The organism is Shewanella sp. DAU305 (assembly GCF_026802235.1).
Taxonomy (GTDB): Bacteria; Pseudomonadota; Gammaproteobacteria; order Enterobacterales; family Shewanellaceae; genus Shewanella; species Shewanella baltica.
In genome coordinates, this window is sequence record NZ_CP113808.1 from 702,956 (window position 1) to 727,973 (window position 25,018).

13 protein-coding genes, 2 tRNA genes and 1 rRNA gene are annotated in these 25,018 nt (G+C 48.3%); 11 read left to right on the forward strand and 5 right to left on the reverse strand.

Going from position 1 to position 25,018, the window contains the following annotated elements:
- Positions 1 to 7 precede the first annotated feature (7 nt).
- From OX890_RS03020 to OX890_RS03045, 6 genes are all read left to right on the forward strand, one after another.
- Positions 8 to 10,279 (forward strand): putative Ig domain-containing protein, encoded by a 10,272-nt coding sequence (locus tag OX890_RS03020; RefSeq protein ID WP_268650087.1) that lies wholly within the window; start codon positions 8 to 10, stop codon positions 10,277 to 10,279.
- A 237-nt stretch (positions 10,280 to 10,516) separates the two neighbouring features.
- Positions 10,517 to 11,098 carry an ADP compounds hydrolase NudE gene (nudE, locus tag OX890_RS03025; RefSeq protein WP_126490934.1) on the forward strand — a complete coding sequence of 194 codons (582 nt, stop codon included), beginning with the start codon at positions 10,517 to 10,519 and terminating at the stop codon, positions 11,096 to 11,098.
- Between the two features lie 120 nt (positions 11,099 to 11,218).
- Positions 11,219 to 12,031 (forward strand): 3'(2'),5'-bisphosphate nucleotidase CysQ, encoded by an 813-nt coding sequence (cysQ, locus tag OX890_RS03030; RefSeq protein WP_006083628.1) that lies wholly within the window; start codon positions 11,219 to 11,221, stop codon positions 12,029 to 12,031.
- Between the two features lie 7 nt (positions 12,032 to 12,038).
- Positions 12,039 to 12,482, forward strand: a complete 444-nt coding sequence (locus tag OX890_RS03035) for a GNAT family N-acetyltransferase (protein ID WP_126490935.1) — start codon at positions 12,039 to 12,041, stop codon at positions 12,480 to 12,482.
- 298 nt (positions 12,483 to 12,780) lie between these two features.
- Positions 12,781 to 13,392, forward strand: coding sequence for a TetR/AcrR family transcriptional regulator (locus tag OX890_RS03040; protein ID WP_126490936.1), 612 nt, complete (start codon positions 12,781 to 12,783; stop codon positions 13,390 to 13,392).
- On the forward strand, positions 13,383 to 15,245 hold the full coding sequence (locus tag OX890_RS03045) for an MFS transporter (RefSeq protein WP_126490937.1): 1,863 nt from the start codon (positions 13,383 to 13,385) through the stop codon (positions 15,243 to 15,245). The genes OX890_RS03040 and OX890_RS03045 overlap by 10 nt, the downstream gene beginning before the upstream one ends.
- 81 nt (positions 15,246 to 15,326) lie before the next feature.
- Here OX890_RS03045 and mnmH read toward each other — a convergent pair whose 3' ends face one another.
- The 3 genes from mnmH to OX890_RS03060 all read right to left on the reverse strand — a co-directional run bounded on the left by mnmH (position 15,327) and on the right by OX890_RS03060 (position 18,693).
- Entirely contained in the window at positions 15,327 to 16,433 is a 1,107-nt protein-coding gene (gene mnmH / locus OX890_RS03050) for a tRNA 2-selenouridine(34) synthase MnmH (protein ID WP_126490938.1), read from the reverse strand.
- The gene (gene selD, locus OX890_RS03055) at positions 16,433 to 17,491 is read right to left on the reverse strand and encodes a selenide, water dikinase SelD (protein ID WP_126490939.1); all 1,059 of its coding nucleotides are present in this window, start codon (positions 17,489 to 17,491) and stop codon (positions 16,433 to 16,435) included. Before selD ends, mnmH begins: the two co-directional genes overlap by 1 nt.
- Before the next feature lie 95 nt (positions 17,492 to 17,586).
- Positions 17,587 to 18,693 (reverse strand): acyl-CoA desaturase, encoded by a 1,107-nt coding sequence (locus OX890_RS03060; protein ID WP_063884298.1) that lies wholly within the window; start codon positions 18,691 to 18,693, stop codon positions 17,587 to 17,589.
- Between the two features lie 144 nt (positions 18,694 to 18,837).
- Here OX890_RS03060 and fabR point away from each other — a divergent pair, with 144 nt between their 5' ends.
- A complete protein-coding gene (fabR, locus tag OX890_RS03065) occupies positions 18,838 to 19,452 on the forward strand; it encodes an HTH-type transcriptional repressor FabR (protein ID WP_006083621.1) in 615 nt (204 codons plus the stop codon).
- A 128-nt stretch (positions 19,453 to 19,580) separates the two neighbouring features.
- On the opposite strand, the gene trmA is transcribed toward fabR, so the two are convergent.
- A complete protein-coding gene (gene trmA / locus OX890_RS03070; RefSeq protein WP_126490940.1) occupies positions 19,581 to 20,678 on the reverse strand; it encodes a tRNA (uridine(54)-C5)-methyltransferase TrmA in 1,098 nt (365 codons plus the stop codon).
- A gap of 242 nt (positions 20,679 to 20,920) precedes the next feature.
- Between trmA and murI the strand changes: the two genes are divergently transcribed.
- Positions 20,921 to 21,745 (forward strand): glutamate racemase, encoded by an 825-nt coding sequence (gene murI / locus OX890_RS03075; protein WP_126490941.1) that lies wholly within the window; start codon positions 20,921 to 20,923, stop codon positions 21,743 to 21,745.
- Positions 21,746 to 21,782: 37 nt separating this feature from the next.
- Here the strand turns inward: murI and OX890_RS03080 are convergent, their stop codons facing one another.
- The gene (locus OX890_RS03080) at positions 21,783 to 22,247 is read right to left on the reverse strand and encodes an RNA-binding protein (RefSeq protein ID WP_006083618.1); all 465 of its coding nucleotides are present in this window, start codon (positions 22,245 to 22,247) and stop codon (positions 21,783 to 21,785) included.
- 660 nt (positions 22,248 to 22,907) lie between these two features.
- Here OX890_RS03080 and OX890_RS03085 point away from each other — a divergent pair.
- The 3 genes from OX890_RS03085 to OX890_RS03095 all read left to right on the forward strand — a co-directional run bounded on the left by OX890_RS03085 (position 22,908) and on the right by OX890_RS03095 (position 24,841).
- Positions 22,908 to 24,452: ribosomal RNA gene (locus OX890_RS03085) — 16S ribosomal RNA — on the forward strand.
- 99 nt (positions 24,453 to 24,551) lie between these two features.
- A tRNA-Ile gene (locus OX890_RS03090) sits at positions 24,552 to 24,628 on the forward strand.
- 137 nt (positions 24,629 to 24,765) lie between these two features.
- Positions 24,766 to 24,841: transfer RNA gene (locus OX890_RS03095), tRNA-Ala, on the forward strand.
- Positions 24,842 to 25,018 lie beyond the last annotated feature (177 nt).

Genomic DNA, 25,018 nt, shown 5'->3' on the forward strand with positions numbered 1-25,018 from the left:
ATGTGTCATGCTGCAACATGCTTACAAAATGATTCATGCTTTTAAGCATATTATGACTAGATTCTGTCATTCTTATTTGAAAATGTTCATTGTAGGCAGTTTTTTTGCGATGACCTCCCTCCATGCTAGTGCACAAAACCGTTCTTTTGACTTTACAACTGGCGATACCGTAACGCTGACAAATGCGGGATCTGCACTATCTAATCGAACAACATTTACACTGGAGTTTTGGGCCAAATTTACTAACGTCAGTGGGACCATCAATTTAGTGGATTTCACTGGCGGTGCCGATGCCGGTGGCCTCATATTGAACTCAGGTATACTAACTGTCGATCTTGAGCAGGATTTTCATAACCTGACAGAAAGTAATGTGTTGTCGTTAAGCGCAGGAACCTGGTATCACATTGCAGTTGTATTTGATAATGGAACTTGGGATTTTTATGTTGATGGCGTCGGACAGGGAATAAACGTTTTAGATCAAGGCGCCCGTAGTAGCGTTCCTAATTATACGGGATTTGGAGTGACCAATCTTGTGTTTGGGTTGCAGAACCACGTAGCGGTAGATGATTTCGTCGGTAGTATCGATGATATACGTATGTGGAGTAGTGCGCGCACGCAAGTGCAGATTCAAAATAACCGCAGTATCGAGTTGGTAGGCAATGAATCCGGCCTGCTGGGTTATTGGAAGCTGAATGAAGCCAGCGGTACTACAGTCAACGATAGCCAGACTAATTCCTCCATGTTAACAGGTACTAGCAGCGGTATCGGGTATAACGCAACGGGTGCATTTGTTACCGATTCTGTTGCCCCTGCGGTAAGCTCTATCACAGCCAGCACTGCAAACGGTACTTACAAAGTCGGGGATGTTATTAGTGTAGAGGTTAATTTTGATGAAGCAGTATTGGTGACTGGTACACCTCAACTCACACTTGAAACAGGCAGCACTGATCGCACCATTAACTACACCAGTGGTAGTAACTCCAGTACGTTAACATTCAATTACACCGTTCAGTCTGGCGATACTTCGGCCGATTTAGATTATGTTGCTACCAATTCATTGATGCTAAATAGTGGCACTATTCGCGACGCGGCAAGTAACAACGCCACCTTGACCTTGCCTTCTCCCGGTACCGCAAACTCTTTGGGTGCGAATAGAAATATCATTATCGATGGCGTGGCCCCGACGGTTTCATCTGTTAATGCCAGCACCGCGGACGGCACTTACAAACTGGGCGATATCATTAGTATCCAAGTTAACTTTAGCGAAGTGGTGAGCGTCACTGGTACCCCTCAACTAACGCTGGATACGGGTACAACGGATAGAACGATTGACTACGCAAGTGGTAGTGGTTCCAGTGCGCTGACATTCAATTACACCATTCAGTCCGGCGATACGTCCAGTGACCTAGATTATGCCGCCACTAACTCCTTGGCATTGAATAGCGGAACCATCCGCGATGCCGCTACTAACAATGCGACCCTCACATTGGCGTCCCCTGGTGCAGCTAATTCACTGGGCAATAATAAAGTGCTGGTAGTGGACGGCATTGTGCCCTCTGTGACGAGCACCGCACCTTCGGGTGGTGCAGTATCAACAGATACCAGTGTTGATTTCACCGTTAACTTCAGCGAATCAGTCAACAACATTTCTATCGATGACTTCGCTCTTGACACTAGCGGTGGCGCGACTGGCACTATAGTCAGCGTCTCCGCGAGTTCAGGCTCCAGCGTGAATGTGATAGTGAGCGGTATTACGGGTAATGGCACCATCAAACTCAACCTGAATGCATCGACCAATATCAGCGATGCAGCGGGTAACGCTGGCCCTGCAGCCTATACCAGCGGCTCAACTCATACTGTGGCTATCCCGACAGCCCCATATGCTCCTACTATTGGCGCTGCAACGGCAGGTATTGGGCAAGCCTCTGTGGCTTTTAGCGCACCTGCAAATAATGGTGGCGCTGCCATAACGGGTTATACAGTAACATCTAACCCTGATGGCATTAGTGCTGGTGGTAATGGATTTACAACTTCTCCGATAACGGTAACTGGCCTAACAAATGGTACGGCTTACACCTTTACTGTGACGGCAACTAACACCATTGGAACAAGCTCTGCATCAGGTGCTTCAAATTCAGTGATACCCAAAGTTAACCAGACAATTACTTTTGCTAATCCGGGGGCGCAAAATTTCGGCACTAGTCCGACGTTAACTGCAACATCAGATTCATCGTTAATTGTCAGTTTCAGTTCATCGACACCAGCAGTTTGTACGATTACGAGCAGTGGAACCCTGACCTTTTTGTCAACAGGCTCCTGTACTATCGATACAGATCAGAGTGGTAACGCGAGTACCAATGCTGCAAGCACTGTAAGTCAAACCTTTATGGTGAATGCCGTAGTGCCAAGTGCCCCAACGATTGGCACCGCAACGGCAGGGAATGCCCAGGCATCGGTTAACTTTACTGCGTCCGCAAGTAATGGTGGTGCTGCAGTTACTAGCTATACAGTTACGTCCAACCCCAGTGGTTTTACCGGTACGGGCGTGGGTTCACCCATTTCGGTGATAGGATTAACCAATGGAGTGGCTTATACCTTCACTGTTACCGCGACTAACTCGACGGGTACAGGAGCTGCATCAGCAGCATCTAATTCAGTCACACCGGCATCACCGCAGACAATTACCTTCGCCGACCCAGGGGCGCAGAATTTTGGTACCTCGCCAACCTTGACGGCGACATCAGACTCAGGATTAACCCCGACCTTTACTTCATCAACCACAGGAGTGTGTACTATTTCTTCTGGCGGGTTATTAAACTTCGTTTCTGTGGGTACTTGCACTATCAATGCCGATCAAGCGGGCGATAGCAGCTATTTGGCAGCGACGACTGTCAGCCGCTCATTTAGTATCAGTGCGGTTGTACCGGGTGCGCCAACTGCAGCGAGTGCGACTGCTGGCGATACTCAAGCCAGTGTGACCTTTAGTGCGCCAATCTTTACCGGTGGTGCAGCTATTACTGGTTATACAGCAACGTCAAATCCTGGTGGCTTCACTGGGGCGAGTGCTAGCTCACCGCTGACAGTAACTGGTCTTACTAATGGTGTAGCATATACATTTACCGTCACGGCTACTAACTCGGTGGGGACGGGAGTCGCTTCTACTGCAACTAGCTCTACCACGCCTAAAGCGATACAAACCATTACTTTTGCAGACCCTGGTGCTCAAAGTTTTGGTACCGCACCGATGCTCATTGCGTCAGCAAGCTCTGGCTTAACAGTGACTTTTAAATCATCTACTACAGGAGTTTGTACTATTACCGCTGGTGGCGCCTTAACGTTCGGTAGCACTGGCACGTGTACCATTGATGCGAATCAAGCGGGAGATGGTAGTTACTTAGCTGCGACTCAGGTAAGTCGCTCATTCACTGTGAATGCTGTCGTTCCTGGCGTGCCAACCATAGGAACGGCTAGTGCAGCTGATAGCCAAGCGAGTGTGAGTTTTACCGCTCCGATATTCAATGGTGGTTCGTCAATCACGGGGTACACAGTGACCTCAAGCCCAGGTGGTTTCAACGCTTCGGGGGCAGCTTCCCCTATTACAGTAACTGGGCTTGCAAACGGTAGTCCTTATACCTTTAGTGTCGTAGCAACGAACGCGATTGGCAGCAGTAGTGCGTCAGTGGCGAGTAACTCGGTAACGCCAAATGGCGCCCCAGTCATTAGTGGTACGCCGACCTTAAGTGTTAATCAAGATGTGTCGTATCAGTTTACGCCTACAGCGTCTGACTCTGTGGGAGATGTACTTAGCTTTAGTATTGCTAATAAACCTGCATGGGCGACATTTAACACAACAACAGGAACGCTGTCAGGTACTCCCTCTAATCAAGATGTTGGTGTAACTAACGGGATTATTATCAGTGTTTCTGATGGTGCTTTGTCTGCGAGTTTACCCGCATTTAATTTAAGTGTAGTGAACGTCAACGATGCGCCGACGATTAGTTCAACGGCCATCACTGCAGCCACTCAGGATGCGGCATACAGCTACACCTTTGCGGCGAGTGATACTGATGTGGGCGACACATTAACCTTAAGCGCGGTAACCAAACCGAGCTGGTTGAGCTTCAATGCTGCCACTGGATTGTTAAGTGGCACACCAAGCAATGCCGATGTGGGCGCACACCCCGTGACACTGCGAGTGACGGACACAGATGGCTTAACCGCTGACCAGTCCTTTAGCATCACAGTGACCAACGTCAATGATGCGCCGACCATCAGTTCAACGGCCATCACTGCTGCTACTCAAGATGCGGCGTACAGCTACACCTTCGCGGCCGCGGATACCGATGTGGGCGACACCTTAACCTTAAGCGCCGTGACCAAACCGAGCTGGTTGAACTTCAATGCTGCCACTGGATTGTTAAGTGGCACGCCAGGCAATGCGGATGTGGGCAGCCATGTCGTGTTACTGCGGGTGACGGACACGGACGGTTTAACCGCTGACCAGTCCTTCAGCATCACAGTGACCAACGTCAACGATGCGCCGACCATCAGTTCAACGGCCATCACTGCTGCTACTCAAGATGCGGCGTACAGCTACACCTTTGCGGCTGCGGATACTGATGTGGGCGATGTACTGACATTCAGCGCGGTGACTAAACCAAGTTGGTTGAGCTTCAATGCTGCCACTGGATTGTTAAGTGGCACGCCAGGCAATGCGGATGTGGGCAGCCATGTCGTGTTGCTGCGAGTGACGGACACGGACGGTTTAACCGCTGACCAGTCCTTCAGCATCACAGTGACCAACGTCAACGATGCGCCGACCATCAGTTCAACGGCCATCACTGCTGCTACTCAAGATGCGGCGTACAGCTACACCTTTGCGGCTGCAGATACTGATGTGGGCGATGTACTGACATTCAGCGCGGTGACTAAACCGAGTTGGTTGAGCTTCAATGCTGCCACTGGATTGTTAAGTGGCACGCCAGGCAATGCGGATGTGGGCAGCCATGTCGTGTTACTGCGGGTGACGGACACGGATGGCTTAACCGCTGACCAAAGTTTCAGCATCACGGTGACCAACGTCAATGACGCACCGACCATCAGTTCAACGGCCATCACTGCTGCTACTCAAGATGCGGCGTACAGCTACACCTTTGCGGCTGCGGATACTGATGTGGGCGATGTACTGACATTCAGCGCGGTGACTAAACCGAGTTGGTTGAGCTTCAATGCTGCCACTGGATTGTTAAGTGGCACACCAGGCAATGCGGATGTGGGCAGCCATGTCGTGTTACTGCGGGTGACGGACACGGATGGCTTAACCGCTGACCAAAGTTTCAGCATCACGGTGACCAACGTCAATGACGCACCGACCATCAGTTCAACGGCCATCACTGCTGCTACTCAAGATGCGGCGTACAGCTACACCTTTGCGGCTGCGGATACTGATGTGGGCGATGTACTGACATTCAGCGCGGTGACTAAACCGAGTTGGTTGAGCTTCAATGCTGCCACTGGATTGTTAAGTGGCACACCAGGCAATGCGGATGTGGGCAGCCATGTCGTGTTGCTGCGAGTGACGGACACGGACGGCTTAACCGCTGACCAGTCCTTCAGCATTACCGTGACCAACGTCAACGATGCGCCGACCATCAGTTCAACGGCCATCACTGCTGCTACTCAAGATGCGGCGTACAGCTACACCTTTGCGGCTACGGATACTGATGTGGGCGATGTACTGACATTCAGCGCGGTGACCAAACCAAGTTGGTTGAGCTTCAATGCTGCTACTGGCGTGTTAAGTGGCACGCCAGGCAATGCCGATGTGGGCGCGCACCCCGTGACATTGCGAGTGACAGACACCGACGGCTTAACGGCAGAGCAAAGCTTCAGCATCACTGTGACCAACGTCAATGACGCACCGACTATCAGTTCAACGGCCATCACTACCGCCACTCAAGATGCCGCGTACAGCTACACCTTTGCGGCTGCGGATACTGATGTGGGCGATGTACTGACATTCAGCGCGGTGACTAAACCGAGTTGGTTGAGCTTCAATGCTGCCACTGGATTGTTAAGTGGCACGCCAGGCAATGCGGATGTGGGCAGCCATGTCGTGTTACTGCGGGTGACGGACACGGATGGCTTAACCGCTGACCAAAGTTTCAGCATCACGGTGACCAACGTCAATGACGCACCGACCATCAGTTCAACGGCCATCACTGCTGCTACTCAAGATGCGGCGTACAGCTACACCTTTGCGGCTGCGGATACTGATGTGGGCGATGTACTGACATTCAGCGCGGTGACTAAACCGAGTTGGTTGAGCTTCAATGCTGCCACTGGATTGTTAAGTGGCACACCAGGCAATGCGGATGTGGGCAGCCATGTCGTGTTGCTGCGAGTGACGGACACGGACGGCTTAACCGCTGACCAGTCCTTCAGCATTACCGTGACCAACGTCAACGATGCGCCGACCATCAGTTCAACGGCCATCACTGCTGCTACTCAAGATGCGGCGTACAGCTACACCTTTGCGGCTACGGATACTGATGTGGGCGATGTACTGACATTCAGCGCGGTGACCAAACCAAGTTGGTTGAGCTTCAATGCTGCTACTGGCGTGTTAAGTGGCACGCCAGGCAATGCCGATGTGGGCGCGCACCCCGTGACATTGCGAGTGACAGACACCGACGGCTTAACGGCAGAGCAAAGCTTCAGCATCACTGTCATTAACGTCAACGATGCGCCGACTATCAGTTCAACGGCCATCACTACCGCCACTCAAGATGCCGCGTACAGCTACACCTTTGCGGCGAGTGATACCGATGTGGGTGATGTGCTGACATTCAGCGCGGTGACCAAACCGAGTTGGTTGAGCTTCAATACGACTTCAGGCGTGTTAAGTGGCACGCCAGGCAATGCCGATGTGGGCGCGCACCCTGTGTTACTGCGGGTGACGGACACGGATGGCTTAACGGCTGACCAGTCCTTTAGCATTACCGTGACCAACGTCAATGATGCACCTGTAGCGACAAGTTCAACTGTGACGTTAGAGGAAGATGGTTCGGTGACGATCACCCTTGCGGCAGAGGATGTGGATAATGATCCGCTCACCTATGAAGTGGTGAGTCAGCCAGAATCCGGCACCTTAGAGCAACATGGCACTGTTTGGTTATATACCCCTGAGAAGGATTTCAATGGAACAGACGTGTTTAGCTTTATTGCTAAGGATGCCGAGCTGAGTTCAGAGCCTGCAACTGTCACGATTAACGTCACGCCAGTGAATGATGATCCGCAGGCGGTTGATGACGACTACACATTAACAAGTACCGCCAACGATATTTATGCGCTTGCGGTGCTCGCGAACGATGTTGATGTCGATGGTGATACCTTAACGATTGATGGTGCGGCTGCGGATATCGGCAGTGTGCAAATCACCAGTGAGGGCTTGAGCTTTACTGCGCCTGAAGCGTATGTCGGGCCTGTGGCGCTTCGCTACACCATCAGTGATGGTAACAAGGGGCGTGCAAGTGCCAAAGTGAATGTATTGATTGAAGGCGCGGAGTCGGAAAATCAGCCAGTGATCACTTTGCCAGACGATGTTGATGTGAATGCGACGGGCCTATTTACTCGCGTTAAACTTGGTTTCGCGAAAGCGGTCGATCGTAATGGTCATCCATTGCCAGTTTCTCTGGTGAATAAGAGTCTGTTCTTTGCACCAGGCAGCTACTTAGCTTACTGGCAAGCTGTAGATCGCGATGGTAATAAGGCAATCAAGGCTCAAAAAGTGAAAGTACATCCACTGATCTCCTTGAGTAAAGATCAGCTTGTGGGTGAGGGCAATGAGGTAGTGGTGAGTGTGCACCTTAATGGCGTCGCACCCGTATATCCACTTTCTGTGCTTTATACCGTTTCAGGCTCTGCAGGTAGCAGTGATCATGATTTGGTTGATGGGGTGGTCGAGGTGACATCGGGTCAACAAGCTGAGATCCGCTTTAGAACCTTTGAAGATGGTGAGGTCGAAGGGGATGAGGATGTGCTGATTAGTCTAGACCCTAGCTTGAACTTGGGCAGTAAGCAGCAAACTCAGGTGCTCATCACTGAAGCGAATATTGCGCCTAAGGTGACGTTGGATGTTACCCAAGCGGGAGCGCACCAATTCATCGTGGCGCAAAATGGCGGTGATGTTCGTATTAATGCTGATATCAGTGATGCCAATATGCAGGACAGCCTAGCGTCAACATGGGCAAGCGGTTCGCTGAACTTACAATCTGATGATGCGGGTATGTTCTTCTCTCCAGTCTCTGTCCTGCCGGGCATTTATCCTGTGAGTGTGACTGTCACTGATAATGGTTTGCCAGCGCTGTCTACCACAGAGAAAGTCTACATTGTGGTGCGTTCAAGCTTACCTGTATTGACTGGCGCAGACACGGACGGTGATTTGATCCCTGATGTTCAAGAAGGCTTTACCGATACGGATGGTGACGGTATTCCTGATTATTTGGATGCGGTCAACGACTGTAACATTATGCCTGAAGGTGAATTGCAACCTGTGTACTTCTTGGCTGAGGGTCAGGCTGGGGTATGTTTGCGTTTAGGCGATATTGCTCTCAGACAAGGACAAACGGGCATGCAACTGTTACCTACTTTGGTGCCTGAAGACAGCATCGCGGCCAATGTCGGCGGTATTTTTGACTTCATTGCGACGGGATTACCACAACAAGGACAGAGTTACAGTCTAGTGATGCCACAGCGCTCACCGATCCCTGCGAATGCGGTTTATCGTAAGTATCAAGCACAAAATGGTTGGAAAGATTTTGTGATTGATGCGCGCAACAGTGTTGCTAGTAGTGAAGGTGAGCGTGGTTTCTGTCCTCCACCAGGAGACAGTCGTTGGACGGCGGGATTAACTGAAGGTCATTGGTGTGTGCAGTTAACCCTAGAGGATGGCGGTCCAAACGATGACGATGGCGTCGCTAACCGTACTATCGTCGATCCAAGTGGCGTGTCCGTGATACTCAATGGCAACCATTTACCAGTGGCTAATCCAGATGCCGCCTCTTTACCTTGGAATCAGAGTCTCGATATTGATGTGCTCGCCAATGATACCGATAGCGATGGTGATACGCTGACGGTCACGCAAGTGACCAGCGAGTTCGGCACCGCCGTCATCTTGGCTAATCAGCAGCTAAGTTACACGCCAGCAACCGATTTCATCGGTACGGATGTGCTGGTGTATAGCATTACTGATGGTAAAGGTGGCACTGCGAGTACTGAGTTGACTGTGGTAGTGAGTGGCAATACCGCGCCAACGACAGTCAACGACAGCGCCGCAACCGACGATAGAACGAGCTTGCTACTCGATGTGCTGAGTAACGACAGTGATCCAGACGGTAATTTTTTAACTTTAGTCAGCGCTACCGCGCAGCAAGGGGCTGTGTCAGTGGAGTCGAACAAGCTGCGTTATATCCCTAAAGCGGGATTCGATGGTGTTGATACTGTGAGTTATCGGATTAGCGATGGGTTGGGCGGTGAAGCAACAGGGCAAGTGTTCATTACCGTTAAGGCCTATCAAGAAGTGGTGATTGATAACAAATCGGGAGGAGGTAGCATGTCCTTGTGGGCATTAGGATTGATTATTACGGCGGGTTTAATCCGCCGCCGTGAATTACATAAAGCGGTCTTGGGGGCTCTGGTGCTCGCAGGCACAGTGAATCAAGCGAATGCAGCTGATAACTGGTATGTCGAGGGCTTTGTCGGGCAAGCTCAGGTTGATAGCAGCAGACAAGATTTACAGCCACAGACTGCAGCTGGCGTAGTGACATCGGTTGATGACAAAGATACCGCGTTTGGCTTAAGTGTGGGTTATCAATGGACTCCCATGGTAGCAATCGAATTAGGCTATGCCGACTTTGGTAATGGGAGCGCGCGGATTGAAGGCGCGAGTCTGACTCCGGCGCAATACCATGAGCAGGTAAAAGCCGTGACCCCCGTATTGGCCGATGGCGTGATGCTGGGATTGCGTTTTACCTTACTGCAGCATGATGCTTGGCGGTTTGAAGTGCCTATCGGATTGTTTAGATGGCAAGCGGATATCAGTAGCACTATGGGCAATAGCCGTTTAACCACAGAACTCGATGGCACTGATTGGTATGCCGGTGTGCGGTTTAGCTATCAAGTGAGTGACGCTTGGTCAGTTGGCTTGGGGTATCAATATGTGGATATTGAGCCGAATGACTTCCTCAGTTATCAGCTCAATTTACGTTATCAATTCTAAACGTAAATGAATAACAAAAAGGGGCTTGGCCCCTTTTTACTATTTATAAACTGCAGAATTTTTTAGGCATACTTTGATGCAGTTCACTTAGGCTGAGCTTGGTTTGTGATGTATCTCGCAAAGAATTTACAGCTTGTCTTTAGGTGTATGCAATAAATTCAGGTTGTAGATTAAAGACAGGATAGTAAGATTGTCACTTACCTTATTTAATTTATCGCTTTTTATCCAGAGGCAGTTATGTCGCAGCGGCAGAATAAGCCGGAAATATTGCATACCGAAGTTGTCGCGAAAAGCCGATTATTTCAAATTGAGCAAGTGCATCTTAAGTTCTCAAATGGTGTCGAACGCCAATACGAGCGTATGAAAGGCGGCAGCCGTGGCGCTGTGATGATAGTGCCTATTCATCAAGGGCAAATGCTACTGGCGCGCGAATATGCTGCCGGAACAGATAATTACGAGCTCGGTTTTCCTAAAGGTCTTATCGACCCTGGTGAATCGCCAATCGAAGCCGCTAACCGTGAATTGCAGGAAGAAATTGGCTTTGGGGCGAATAAGCTCACACTATTGAAAGAACTTAGCCTAGCGCCGGGGTATTTCTCCAGTAAGATGCAAATTTTTCTTGCAGAAGATCTGTATGAGAGTCGCCTTGAAGGTGATGAGCCAGAGCCCATTGATGTGGTGCCTTGGGCGCTCGCCGATTGGGAGGCCTTGCTCAATGATGTCGATTTTTCCGAATCCCGTAGTGTGAGTGCGTTGTTTTTAGCGCAAAAATATTTATACCTAAACAGTCAGAAGATGCAGGGTTTAGCGGGCATTTAACGCACTGAAACTCGTGTATTCAGGTAGCTTGGGTATATACCTTAAATAATCTTTTTCCTTTTAAGCGTTCAAAGCTGGAACGCTTGCAAAACATTCGCGAACTTTGCGATTGGAGTTGTTATGAAGCCAGAAGAGTTGATCGACGAAGTTATTGCGATTGCGACCGATGCCGGGATAACTATCCGTGACATTTATCTCAAAGGTAATTTTGAGCGAGAAATGAAGTCTGACAATACCCCTGTCACTTCCGCAGATTTAGCGGCGAACAAGATCATTTGTGACCGATTAACTGCTTTAACGCCTGATATTCCTGTGTTATCTGAAGAGGCTGCCGACATTCCGCTGAGCGTGCGTGAGTCTTGGAAGCGCTATTGGTTGGTCGATCCACTCGATGGCACGGGTGAGTTTATTGCCGGCAGTGGTGATTTTTCGGTGATTATTGCACTGGTGGAGCACAATCGTCCCGTGATGGGCGTGGTGTATGTGCCTATGACGCAAGTGTGTTATTACGCGATTGCAGGTTTAGGGGCATACAAACGCACGGACAAACAGGAAGTGCGGATCAGCAGTCGCCAAATCGAGCACCGTGAAAAGGTCTCCCTAAGATTGGCCGTGAGTCGCCGTCAGGATCCTCAATCTGTATTGACCTTGTTCAACCACCCTAAACATTGCGAGCTCGTGGTGATGGGCGGCGCAGCGTTAAAGAGTTGTCTTGTCGCCGAAGGTCGAGCCGATTGTTATGTGCGAGTTGGCCCAACGGGCGAGTGGGATACGGGAGCGGCGCAAATCATAGTCGAGGAAGCGGGTGGACAGCTGATGGATACTGAGCTACAACCGTTAACCTACAATGAGCGCGAGACGTTAGAAAACCCTAACTTTATCGTAGTGGGCGCACCCAACTTAGAGTGGGATAAGATTTTAATAGGCGAATGATTTTCGAATGCAGTCTATACGTCCGGTATTAAAGTCTGAGTTATTAGCGGTTTATCAGCTTGAGCAAGCCATTTTTGGTGGGCATAGTTATCCCGATTTTTTCTTCCGTCAGGGATTTGATTGCTGGCCAGAGCAATTTTTAGTGGCGGTGGATGAAGATAATCTTCTGCAAGGTTATTTGCTCTGTGCCCAGAGTGGCGATCCTACTTGTAGGTGGATTTTATCTGTTGCAGTAAGTGAAGATGCTCGTGGAAAGGGATTAGGCAAACGTTTGATGCAGCAGTGTTTAGCTGAGTTACCCGTCTCTGTTGAACGTGTGTGTCTAACGGTTGACCCGAGTAATCCTGCCCATGGCTTATATCAGCATTTAGGTTTCGTTGATTCTGCTTTTGAGGCCGATTATTTTGGCGCTGGTGCAGATAGAGTGGTGATGACTTATCGCAGGCCTTAAATTCCATGGCCACTTTTAATTAAAAACATCTTTGAATTAAGAATGATTTTTAAACCAAAATAATGGACGGCGTGCTGACTGAGCGCGCCGTTTTTTATGTTATTTTGTGTGGTGTAATCCCACATATATAGTTCAGTTTTACTGAGTGCATCGATTTCGAGTGTCTATCTTTATCTATCATCTTCAATGATATCCTTCACTATTTATCCGCAGCTGTACGTAAAACAAACTTATTTTGAACGTTGTTTTTTATTTTGACTGCTGTTAGTCTCTTGCTATCCAATAGGGAGTGAGAGCTATGGCTAGACGAAAAGAACACAGCCATGATGAAATTCGCGTGATGGCAATACAAGCGGCAACTGAGTTACTGACCGAGCAAGGTGTTGTCGGGCTGAGCTTGCGCAAAGTGGCCAGCCAAATTGGCTATGTCCCTAGTACCTTGATCAATATTTTCGGCAGTTATAACTATTTGCTACTGGCCGTTTCTGAGTCAACGCTTAGGGCTTTACATGACAGATTAGCGGGTGTTTGCGCGGTTGACAGTTTGCGTAAAATCATTGCAATGGCGTGGGAGTATAGTCAATTCGCCCATGAACAGCGCCAAGCTTTCAAACTGGTTTTTGAGTTGCAATTACTCGATTCTGAGCCGCTGCCGCAATCACAAGGACAATTGATTGCAGGGTTATTCACACTGATTGAACGTGAGTTAGCGCAGCTCTTCCCAGAGGCGACACCGGAGCAGCATCTCAGTATGAGCCGTGTGTTGTGGGGGGGGATTCATGGGTTAACTGCTTTGTCCCTCGATAATAAGCTCTTTGCTGAATCGTTATCACTGCGGGATTTACTCGAGAGCCATGTGCAGGCTTATCTACAAGGAATGGGTTACCAGAGGGAACTATCATGTTGCTAACAAAACGTTTTTTACCTTATTTTGCGACTCAGTGCCTCGGCGCCTTGAATGACAATATCTATAAAAATGTGTTGCTGCTGTTAGTGACCTTCAGCCAAGTCAAAGATTTACCCATAAGCGTCGATATGTTTGTGAATTTAGCCGCTGGGGTGTTCATCCTGCCGTTTTTCCTGTTTTCGGCCCACGCAGGTGTGGTTGCCGATAATATGGATAAGGCCAAACTTATCCGTCGATTGAAATTACTCGAAGTTATTATCATGTCCTGCGCCGCTATCGCGATAGTGAGCGAGAACTATATGATGATGTTATTACTGTTATTTTTAACAGGTAGTCAGTCGGCTTATTTCGGCCCGGTCAAATATTCCTTGTTACCCCAAGCGTTGAAAGAGGACGAGTTAGTCACAGGCAATGCTTGGGTTGAAATGGGCACTTTTCTCTCTATTCTGGTCGGCACGTTAAGTGCGGGGATCTTAGTTTCTGAAGTCAACGGTACACTTTGGGCTGCCATTACCGTCGCCGTATTGGCCTTGGCGGGATATCTATCAAGTCGGGCTATTCCGGCTTTGCCCCCGCAGGGGACAGTACAAAAGATTCAGTTTCGCCCACTTTCTGGTACTTGGCGCAGTATTAAAAAAGCGCGTCAAACACCTTCAATCTGGATGGCGATCCTCGCTATCAGTTGGTTTTGGTTTTTAGGCGCGACCTATCTGACTCAATTCCCTAACTTTGCCAAGCTGCATCTGCATTCAGGCGCGACTGTGGTGTCGTTATTGTTGGGCATGTTTTCCATCGGGATTGCCGTTGGCTCCTTCGTCTGTGAACGTTTTTCCTACGGTCATGTGGAACTCGGTTTGCTGCCATTTGGGGTATTGGGGTTAACTATCTTTGGTGTCGATTTGCTTTGGGCTATTCCACCTACGCCAGTGGATGCTGGTTTTGTCTATGGATTAAAAGCCTTTATTGCCGAGTCGCAACATTATCGGGTGATGCTAGATTTCTTTATGATCGGCGTTAGCGGCGGGCTGTTCATCGTCCCCTTATACGCCTTTATTCAATCGCGTTCGGCTAGGGGTGAATGTGCTCAGGCGATTGCTGCCAATAACATTATGAACTCTCTGTTTATGGTGGCTTCGGCGCTGTTATCTATGTTGTTGCTGGGCGTAGCGGGTTGGACGATTCCGCAGTTATTTCTGCTGCTTGCCGTAATGAATTTTGTGGTCGCCCTTTATGTTTATTCGCAAGTGCCAGAATTTACTCAGCGATTTATCAGTTACTTACTTAGCCATGTTATGTATCGCGTGACTGTAACTGGCCGTGAAAAAATTCCGAAGGAAGGGGCTGGCATCATAGTCTGTAACCATGTGAGTTATGTGGATGCATTGATTATTATGGGAGCCTCGACACGGCCGATCCGCTTTGTGATGGATAAATCCATTAGCGAAATTCCTCTGCTGAAGTATGTGTTCCGCCACGCTGGGGTGATCCCTATTTGTTCGCCTAAGCAAAGTGAAGAGACCTATAATCGTGCCTTCGAGGCAATTCATGCGGCGCTCGCCAATGGTGAGTTGGTGTGCATTTTCCCTGAAGGGCGACTCACACCTGACGGTGAACTTGGCGATTTTCGTCCCGGAATCGATAAGATCTTAGCCAGAGATCCTGTGCCTGTTATTCCAATGGCATTACACGGATTATGGGGCTCTTACTTTAGCCACAAGGGCGGGCATGCCTTAGCTAAAATGCCCAAGCGTTTTTGGTCAAGGGTGTCAGTAGATTTAACGGATGCCGTCGATGGCAAGCTTGCGAATAAGGATTCTTTGAGAGTCCAAGTGGCGAGCCTGCTGGGTAAGTCTTAAATCCGTTATGGCAGTATGAAGTAACGTGAAGTGATAACCGCGAAGCAAATGTTCGCGGTTATCTTATTTTAGGGTGGCGATTTATCGTGTCTGATAGCTATCCAGCCACTCATGCATGGCTTGGTGCGAACCTTTAAAGAGCACCCGTTCCGACTTTTTATCTAATTGGTATAGGTACATAGGGTCGTAATACTTATGTAATAACAGGTTTATCCAAACTAAGTGCAGCGAAGTGTCATTCTGGTTGATTTGCTGATCGAGTGCTTGTTGCATCAAATCTTGCAGTTCTTGATGTTGTTTCCCGCCTAAACGTTTACGAATACTCACTAAACTTTGCAATAGATAGTCGCTAAATGCCGCAAAACCCGCTTCTGGCCCTAGGCGCTCACAGAAGCCACTATACATTTTATGCACATATTCATTGCGTAAGCGTTCGAGCCTCGCATCGTCTGACTCTTCTAGCACTAAGACATTGGCGGCTTGCATGGCATTGTAAAATGTCTGCGGCAGCGCCGAACGCCCAATCAGGAAACTTTCATCTTCGAGCAGTAAACAGGCAACACCGCTCGTTTGGTGCTGTAGCAAGGCAATGGCAAGCTGATTTTCAAAGTTAATCTGCGTCGGCTGTGGGTCGATATTCTTCCCAAAGCTAGAGCCTCTATGATTGGCTATCCCTTCAAGATCAACCGCTTCTTTACGCTGTAATAAGAAATCGGTTTTACCGCAGCCCGTCATCCCGCTTAAACTCAATAACGGTTGCTGAATCGGTGCCGCTTCAATCACGCCAATCAGATATTGGCGCATGGCCTTATAGCCCCCTTGAATATATGGGACTTCTACACCCGCTTCTTTAAGCCATTGTTGCGTGAGTTGCGAGCGTAAGCCGCCACGAAAGCAATAAAGGTAGGCGTTGGGGTTGGCTTTCACATAGCTTGTCCAAGCCTCGATTCTCTGTTGCTTGATGGGGCCATTAACCAGTGAATGACCCAATGCAATCGCGGCTTGCTGACCTGATTGTTTATAACTAGTGCCGACTTTTTCCCTTTCACTATCCAGCATCAAGGGTAAGTTGGTCGAGTTGGGAAACGCACCTCGAGTAAACTCTATGGGTGCTCGCACATCCATGATGGGATGTTGATTGAGGAAAATTTCCCGATATTGTTCTGCAGCTACAATAGCGCTTGGCATCAGCACAACACCACATTCGCTGCAGTGGTGGGGGCTTCCAGTGACCCAATGCAAATTGGGGCGATGTGATGCGCATCGAGAAGGGCAATCAATTCCGCTTCGGCTTCGGCCGAGACGGCAACTAACAGGCCACCACTGGTTTGCGGATCGCACAGAATCGCTTTTTGATGCTCGCTGAGCTCGGGGAGATGCTCGCCATAACTGTCGTAATTTCGGTGAGTCCCGCCAGGAACGCAACCTAAGGCTAAGTAATCTAAGGCGCGTGGTAGTAACGGCACCGCATCAAATTTGAGTTTTGCCGTGAGCTTAGCACCTTGGCACATTTCGAGTAAGTGTCCCGCCAGTCCAAATCCTGTGACATCGGTCAGGGCGTTTACGCCGCTAATTTTGGCAATCGTCGTGCCTATGGTATTCAGCTGACACATAGCATTAACCGCAATGTGACAGTCTTGATCTTGGAGTTTTTTCTGTTTTTGCGCCGTGGTTAAAATGCCAATGCCGATAGGTTTAGTGAGATATAAACGATCGCCCGCTTTAGCAGTATCATTCTGTTTTAAGTCAGTTAACGCAATTTGTCCCGTCACTGCGAGCCCAAAAATCGGTTCAGGCGCATCTATGCTGTGGCCACCGGCTAGCATGATCCCTGCTTCCATACAGGCTTGTCTGCCGCCATCGACCACTTGTTGTGCGACTTCTGCAGGTAGCTTATTGATTGGCCAGCCTAAAATAGCGATCGCCATGATAGGCGTGCCGCCCATGGCATAAATATCACTGATCGCATTGGTCGCAGCGATGCGGCCGAAGGTGAAGGGATCGTCAACAATCGGCATGAAAAAATCGGTAGTGCTGATGATGCCTATGTCGTCATTGAGTTTATACACTGCGGCATCGTCACGGCTTTGATTGCCGACCAGCAGATTAGGATCAGTAAACACGGGTAACTGTGAGGCCAAGATAGTGCTGAGCACTTTAGGGGATATCTTGCAGCCACAACCTGCACCATGACTATATTCTGTTAGTTTGATTGATTCTGGGAGTGTAACTGGGGAATCTGACATGATCTCAACAGCCTATTTAAGTGATTAAGGCATCATCATAATCAGATACGGCCACCATGCAAGGTGGCCGTATGACTTTCGGGCAGAATTGTGGTTTAGCTATAAGTTGCGGTTAGGCTTCGCCAATGTTTTTGCTGGACTAAGAAACGCGCTTTTAGCTCTTCAACTTGCTGCAATAGCTGCTGATCGACAAGTTGTTTACGCTTGGCCTCAAGCAAGGTTTTCTTCGCTTGGTAGTAATCCATTAAGTGAAGTTTGAGTAATTCATACTCAGCTTGGACTTTTTCAATAATTTCATCGGCATTGGGTAAGTGCACGACTTTGTTCTTTGTCCGCAGTAGCTGCATCTGCAAGCGTGCGCTCTCGATACGCTCCTGTGGACTCGTACGTAAGTCCTTGGCTAACCCCAACCAAGATAATGACTTAATCAACCATTTAGTTGGATCGTAGTGCCACCATTTAATGCCATTACGATAGTCATTTTCGAAGATGTGATGGAAATTATGGTAGCCCTCACCGTAGGTCAACATGGCGAGAAAGCCATTGTCGCGGGCGGTGTTCTTATCGGTATAAGGCTGGCTGCCCCACACGTGCGCTAAAGAGTTGATGAAGAAAGTGCAGTGATGCACCACCACTAAACGCAGTAAACCCGCCATCAATAACATAGACAGCACGTCGCCATTTAACCAGCCGAGCAGGGCAGGCAGTCCAATGTTCATCAGTAATACGAGTGCGAGGTAATGTTTGTGTTGCCACATAACGATACGGTCATTTTGCAGATCGCGCACATTTTGATAATCATGATAGCGTTGCGACTGATACTCACGCAGCATCCAACCGATATGGCTGTACCAGAATCCCATGTTGGCTGAGTACGGATCTTTGTCGTTATCATCGACGTGCTTATGGTGCACTCTGTGATCGGATGCCCAGTGTAATGCACTGTTTTGTAATGCTAAAGCGCCACCGAGTGCATACATGAAACGCACAGCCGGATGGGCTTTATAGGCTTTGTGTGACCACAGTCTGTGATAACCTGCGGTGATCGACAGACCACTGGCAAAGGCTAAGACAATAAAAGCGATCCATTCACTGGCGCCATAGCCGTGAACAATACCGCGCCATGGAACTAAGATCACCGCACTGAGGAAAGTGATGGCAAACAGACTGACATTAAGCCAGATGATAGGGGGTTTTTTCATTATAGGTTTCCAAAATTCGCTTTTGAGCGTACATCTGTAAGCTAATTTAGCCTAGCTATATTGTTTGGTCAAGGACGATGGGGCTGTGTTTAATGCCTAAAAGCGGTATTATCGCGTCATTACATTCAGTTAGCGGATTTAAGAATGGGTATTCGAGCACAGCAAAAAGAGAAAACTCGTCGAGCTTTAGTCGATGCGGCCTTTAATCAGCTAAGTGCTGAGCGCAGTTTCTCAAGTCTGAGTTTGCGAGAGGTTGCTCGGGAAGCCAATATCGCGCCGACATCTTTTTATCGCCATTTTAAAGATATGAACGAACTCGGTCTCACTATGGTGGACGAGGGCGGATTAACACTCAGGCAGATGATGCGTAAAGGTCGTCAGCGAGCCGAAGCCGGTGGGAGTGTAATCCGTATTTCTGTTGATACTTTTATGGAAGTGCTTGATTCTAATCCAAACGTATTCCGTATCTTATTGCATGAACGTTCAGGAACTTCAGCAGCGTTCCGTGCGGCGGTAGCCCGCGAAATTGAACATTTTATTTCTGAATTGGCTCACTATACCGAAGCGAAAGCGGGCCGAACCCCGTTATTAGCCCGTGCACAGGCCGAAGCCTTAGTGACTCTAGTATTTAACGCCGGCGCTTCAGCATTAGATATGAAACGTGCCGATCGTAAAATCCTTGCCGATCAATTAGTCATGCAACTGCGTATGGTCGCCAAAGGTGCCGAGGCTTTGCAGCATAAGGTTGAGCACCGCTAATCTGAGTGATATGCACATCAGTTGCTAAAAATAATGGAGCCTGAGGCTCCATTATTTTTGGCGAATTTATGTTTGAGTTCTAGCTACGTTTAACTGCTATGCAGTCGAGCTTAATGCATTTGAGGTGACTAACGACGCTCTAGTAGAACACCTGTTTCCATGTGTTCGGTATAAGGGAACTGATCAAACAAGGCGAAGCGAGTGACTTTATGGGTTTCGTTCAGTTGTTGTAGATTGTCTTTTAAGGTTTCAGGGTTGCAGGAAATATATAAGATCCGCTCGTAACCTTGTACTAATGCCAGCGTATCAGGATCAATCCCTGCGCGTGGTGGGTCGACAAAAATGGTGTTGCACACATAGCTGTCGAGATCGATACCTTCTAAACGTCTGAAGCTGCGTTTCTTCGCCATGGCATCGCTAAAGTCTTCGGCCGACATGCGGATAATCTGCAGGTTCTCAATACCATTCACTTCAATATTATATTGCGCCGCATCGACTGAGGGCTTAGCGAGTTCGGTGGCCAATACGCGATTAAAGTTTTGCGCCAGTGCGATAGAGAAATTGCCATTACCACAGTAGAGTTCTAGTAAATCACCCTGACTGTTCTGAGTCGCATCGATAGCCCACTCCAACATTTTTACGGAAACTTTGGCATTTGGTTGAGTAAAGCTGTTCTCGATTTGCTTATATAAGAAGGTTTTATCATTCACTTGTAATGACTCGACCACAAAGTCTTTATCTAAATCGATTTTTTGCTTACGGGCACGGCCGATGATGTTGACGTTAAACTGGCTGCTTAACTTGGCTTTTAGTGCAGTCGCATCGGCGCGCCATTGGTCATCAAGCTGTCTGTGATAAAGCAAGGACACTAAGATCTCGCCGCTTAAGGTCGACAAAAAATCCACTTGGAACAGTTTATGTCTTAGACTAGGATTCGGTTTTAGTTCGGCGATTAAGGCCGACATCATTTGATTGATGAGCACGCTGGCTGGCAAGTATTGATCGCATCGCACTTTCTCATTCAATACTTTATCGAACATGTAATAGTATAAGTCGTCACCGTCATGCCACATGCGGAATTCGGCACGCATACGGTAGTTGGCAGGCTCTGAGGCAAAAACTTCAACACTCGGTGTTTCAAATTGGGCAAAGGCTTGTTCTAGCTTGATACGCTTGTGTTCTAACTGCGTATCATAAGTCTGAGGGTCCATTGCTGCTAAGTTCATTGTTTGATTCACCGTTGCTGTAAATTGGGGCGCAAATATTATACTAGGTGACACGAATGTCCAGCATCTTGCTTTTGCTGTTTATGCAAAGCTGTGGGAAAATCCGCGCGTTTGAGTGTGATTCTATGGATATTCAATGAGTATTTGGTTGGATTCATCCAGTCATCAAACATCGAGTCACTTTTGTAATAATGTGTTCAATCTGTATAGCCTATTTGTTGTAACCGAAACGGGAGACTTACTTGTCGCGACCTATATTAGTGTTTGATTCTGGGATTGGGGGCCTATCCGTATTGGCTGAAATCCGCAAGAGTTTGCCCCATAGCGACTATTGTTATCTTTTCGACAATGCGAGGTTGCCCTATGGCGAGTTAGAAGAGCAGGTATTAATTGCTGGCTGTGTCGCATTAGTATGTGATCTTGTGGCTCGCACCAATGCAATGATAGTCGTTGTCGCCTGCAATACCGCGAGCACTGTTGTGCTACCGGGATTACGTGCAAACCTCAGTATTCCTGTTGTGGGCGTTGTACCCGCTATCAAACCTGCGGCACAGATGTCTAAGAGTAAACGTATTGGACTCTTGGCCACACCAGGCACAGTTAAGCGTCATTATACCCATGAGCTCATCAGTCAATTTGCCGATGATTGCCATGTCGAACTTTTTGGTTGTTCTGAACTTGTCATGATGGCGGAGCAGAAAATAGCGACAGGTGAAATGGACATGCACAGACTGGCAGATTTACTCGCGCCAGTCGTTGCCGCGCAATTGGACGTGCTCGTACTGGGTTGTACTCACTTCCCTATGATCCAAGCTGAATTACAACAAGTGCTCGGTGCGGGCGTAACGCTAATGGATTCTGGCGCTGCGATAGCTAAGCGAGTCGTGACTCTTTTAACGCAACAAAATCTTATTGTGGAACAGCGCAGAGTAACAAATGAGAGAGAAGCATTAGGGCAGTCAGTAATGCAGGCGTTCTATACTAAAGCGGAAATCAGTGAAGGTTTAACAACAACATTAATTGATTGTGGCTTTTCAACTATCGAACGAATCACCACAACCAACTAAATTTACAACGTCAAACAAAACAGTTTAAACGGTAATGCTACTCGTCAGTACCAGTACGGTCGGCAGCTTCCGAATCTTGTGTTTTTGCTTCTCTTACTTTTAAGGTTCTTTCTTGGAAGCTATAGTCATTCAGTTTAACCATGGCTTTCTGAGCGCCAGACTCTGACATCTCCACAAAACCAAAACCTTTACGACGACCAGTCTTACGATCTCTGACTAAACGCACAGAGTTTACTGGGCCAAACTCACCAAACAATACTTTTACTTCACCTTCATGGACACGATAAGGCAGGTTACCTACATATAAGGTCATAGTAGGACCAACATATTGTTCTTCTGTAGCATGAGATGATGAAGTCTCTGGAACAAGTTTAAAGATAAGGCTAGTCACAATAACGCCTGCAACGAAGGCAATATAAGCCGGCAGCGTAGGTGCAAACTGAAATAGCACAAAGGCGCCAACAATGGCGACAATCAAAACAATAAGAAATGACTTTTGCATAAGAATGCTCTCTGATGAATGGAAAATTGATAAATAACTGTTAACAGCAAGTATATGGTAATGAATTATTTACTTTTACACTAGACCATTGCTGAAATATTGAGCGTGAATTATCAATTATTAGATAAAAAAGCTGACTTATCTCCGATAAATAAGGTCTACAAGCTAAAAAATGGTCATAACGTTTAAAATATCGACGTACGATTCAATGATCGCTAAAAAGCCCTTGCGGACTTTCTCAATCTCCCTATAATGCGCATCCACTGACACGGCAGACAGCATAACGCAAGTTAAGCAAAGAAAGCCAAGCAGTTCATCGGTTAGCAAGCTAAACGATGAGTGTTGAGAAAGTTGAAAAAACTACTTGACGCACTAACGGGAATGCGTAGAATACGCAGCCCTGACCCGCTGAAAGCTCAGTGTGTGGTCAACGCTCTTTAACAATTTATCAAGCAAATCTGTGTGGGCACTCACAGGTGTTGAGTTAATCGAAACTGCTTAACCTTCGGGTTGGCAGTCAAAAATTTAAATCAATGTAACAATGAGTGTTCATAGCAATATGTACAGTTTGTTTCAGCCCTTATTTTATAAGGAGTGCGAGAAACAAAAAATCAGAATTCATTGAGCCGCTGAAGTCGCAAGACGGAAGCAACAAAACTTTAATTGAAGAGTTTGATCATGGCTCAGATTGAACGCTGGCGGCAGGCCTAACACATGCAAGTCGAGCGGCAGCGGGAAGATAGCTTGCTATCTTTGCCGGCGAGCGGCGGACGGGTGAGTAATGCCTAGGGATCTGCCCAGTCGAGGGGGATAACAGTTGGAAACGACTGCTAATACCGCATACGCCCTACGGGGGAAAGGAGGGGACCTTCGGGCCTTCCGCGATTGGATGAACCTAGGTGGGATTAGCTAGTTGGTGAGGTAATGGCTCACCAAGGCGACGATCCCTAGCTGTTCTGAGAGGATGATCAGCCACACTGGGACTGAGACACGGCCCAGACTCCTACGGGAGGCAGCAGTGGGGAATATTGCACAATGGGGGAAACCCTGATGCAGCCATGCCGCGTGTGTGAAGAAGGCCTTCGGGTTGTAAAGCACTTTCAGTAGGGAGGAAAGGTAGCAGCTTAATACGCTGTTGCTGTGACGTTACCTACAGAAGAAGGACCGGCTAACTCCGTGCCAGCAGCCGCGGTAATACGGAGGGTCCGAGCGTTAATCGGAATTACTGGGCGTAAAGCGTGCGCAGGCGGTTTGTTAAGCGAGATGTGAAAGCCCCGGGCTCAACCTGGGAATTGCATTTCGAACTGGCGAACTAGAGTCTTGTAGAGGGGGGTAGAATTCCAGGTGTAGCGGTGAAATGCGTAGAGATCTGGAGGAATACCGGTGGCGAAGGCGGCCCCCTGGACAAAGACTGACGCTCAGGCACGAAAGCGTGGGGAGCAAACAGGATTAGATACCCTGGTAGTCCACGCCGTAAACGATGTCTACTCGGAGTTTGGTGTCTTGAACACTGGGCTCTCAAGCTAACGCATTAAGTAGACCGCCTGGGGAGTACGGCCGCAAGGTTAAAACTCAAATGAATTGACGGGGGCCCGCACAAGCGGTGGAGCATGTGGTTTAATTCGATGCAACGCGAAGAACCTTACCTACTCTTGACATCCAGAGAATTCGCTAGAGATAGCTTAGTGCCTTCGGGAACTCTGAGACAGGTGCTGCATGGCTGTCGTCAGCTCGTGTTGTGAAATGTTGGGTTAAGTCCCGCAACGAGCGCAACCCCTATCCTTATTTGCCAGCACGTAATGGTGGGAACTCTAGGGAGACTGCCGGTGATAAACCGGAGGAAGGTGGGGACGACGTCAAGTCATCATGGCCCTTACGAGTAGGGCTACACACGTGCTACAATGGCGAGTACAGAGGGTTGCAAAGCCGCGAGGTGGAGCTAATCTCACAAAGCTCGTCGTAGTCCGGATTGGAGTCTGCAACTCGACTCCATGAAGTCGGAATCGCTAGTAATCGTGGATCAGAATGCCACGGTGAATACGTTCCCGGGCCTTGTACACACCGCCCGTCACACCATGGGAGTGGGCTGCAAAAGAAGTGGGTAGCTTAACCTTCGGGGGGGCGCTCACCACTTTGTGGTTCATGACTGGGGTGAAGTCGTAACAAGGTAGCCCTAGGGGAACCTGGGGCTGGATCACCTCCTTACCTATACGACTAACTTAATGTTTGTTGAGTGTTCACACAGATTTGCTTGATAGAAGAAAGAGTAAAAGATAAACCTAGTTAAATAGGTTCATCAAAGATGGGTCTGTAGCTCAGCTGGTTAGAGCGCACCCCTGATAAGGGTGAGGTCGGTGGTTCAAGTCCACTCTGACCCACCAATCCTTCCTTCTCAGCGTTGGAAAGTGACTCGTTTAGTGAACTAAACGTCGCCACTGTCCGCCTTGATAAGAAATGATTGGCAAACCAATCCTTTTAGAGGTTTGGAACATCTTACTTACTCGCACTGCATGTAAATGGGGCTATAGCTCAGCTGGGAGAGCGCCTGCCTTGCACGCAGGAGGTCTGCGGTTCGATCCCGCATAGCTCCACCATTTACACCTTATTCTGACTTTATTGCAAAGTAATAAGGCATATGCACTATGGATAGAGATGCCAAAGATAAACTTAAAAATTATCTTTGGCTTTTTTAAGCCCGCTCTTTAACAATTTGGAAAGCTGATAGTATTTAATTGCATGAGTCTGTCATGTAATTAATTACAAAACGTTTA

Bases quoted from the DNA above. Each gene is read 5' to 3' on its own strand.
- OX890_RS03020 (WP_268650087.1), top strand. From the start codon at position 8: ATGCTGCAACATGCTTACAAAATGATTCATGCTTTTAAGCATATTATG.
- nudE (WP_126490934.1), top strand. From the start codon at position 10,517: ATGTCGCAGCGGCAGAATAAGCCGGAAATATTGCATACCGAAGTTGTC.
- cysQ (WP_006083628.1), top strand. From the start codon at position 11,219: ATGAAGCCAGAAGAGTTGATCGACGAAGTTATTGCGATTGCGACCGAT.
- OX890_RS03035 (WP_126490935.1), top strand. From the start codon at position 12,039: ATGCAGTCTATACGTCCGGTATTAAAGTCTGAGTTATTAGCGGTTTAT.
- OX890_RS03040 (WP_126490936.1), top strand. From the start codon at position 12,781: ATGGCTAGACGAAAAGAACACAGCCATGATGAAATTCGCGTGATGGCA.
- OX890_RS03045 (WP_126490937.1), top strand. From the start codon at position 13,383: ATGTTGCTAACAAAACGTTTTTTACCTTATTTTGCGACTCAGTGCCTC.
- mnmH (WP_126490938.1), bottom strand. From the start codon at position 16,433: ATGCCAAGCGCTATTGTAGCTGCAGAACAATATCGGGAAATTTTCCTC.
- selD (WP_126490939.1), bottom strand. From the start codon at position 17,491: ATGTCAGATTCCCCAGTTACACTCCCAGAATCAATCAAACTAACAGAA.
- OX890_RS03060 (WP_063884298.1), bottom strand. From the start codon at position 18,693: ATGAAAAAACCCCCTATCATCTGGCTTAATGTCAGTCTGTTTGCCATC.
- fabR (WP_006083621.1), top strand. From the start codon at position 18,838: ATGGGTATTCGAGCACAGCAAAAAGAGAAAACTCGTCGAGCTTTAGTC.
- trmA (WP_126490940.1), bottom strand. From the start codon at position 20,678: ATGAACTTAGCAGCAATGGACCCTCAGACTTATGATACGCAGTTAGAA.
- OX890_RS03080 (WP_006083618.1), bottom strand. From the start codon at position 22,247: ATGCAAAAGTCATTTCTTATTGTTTTGATTGTCGCCATTGTTGGCGCC.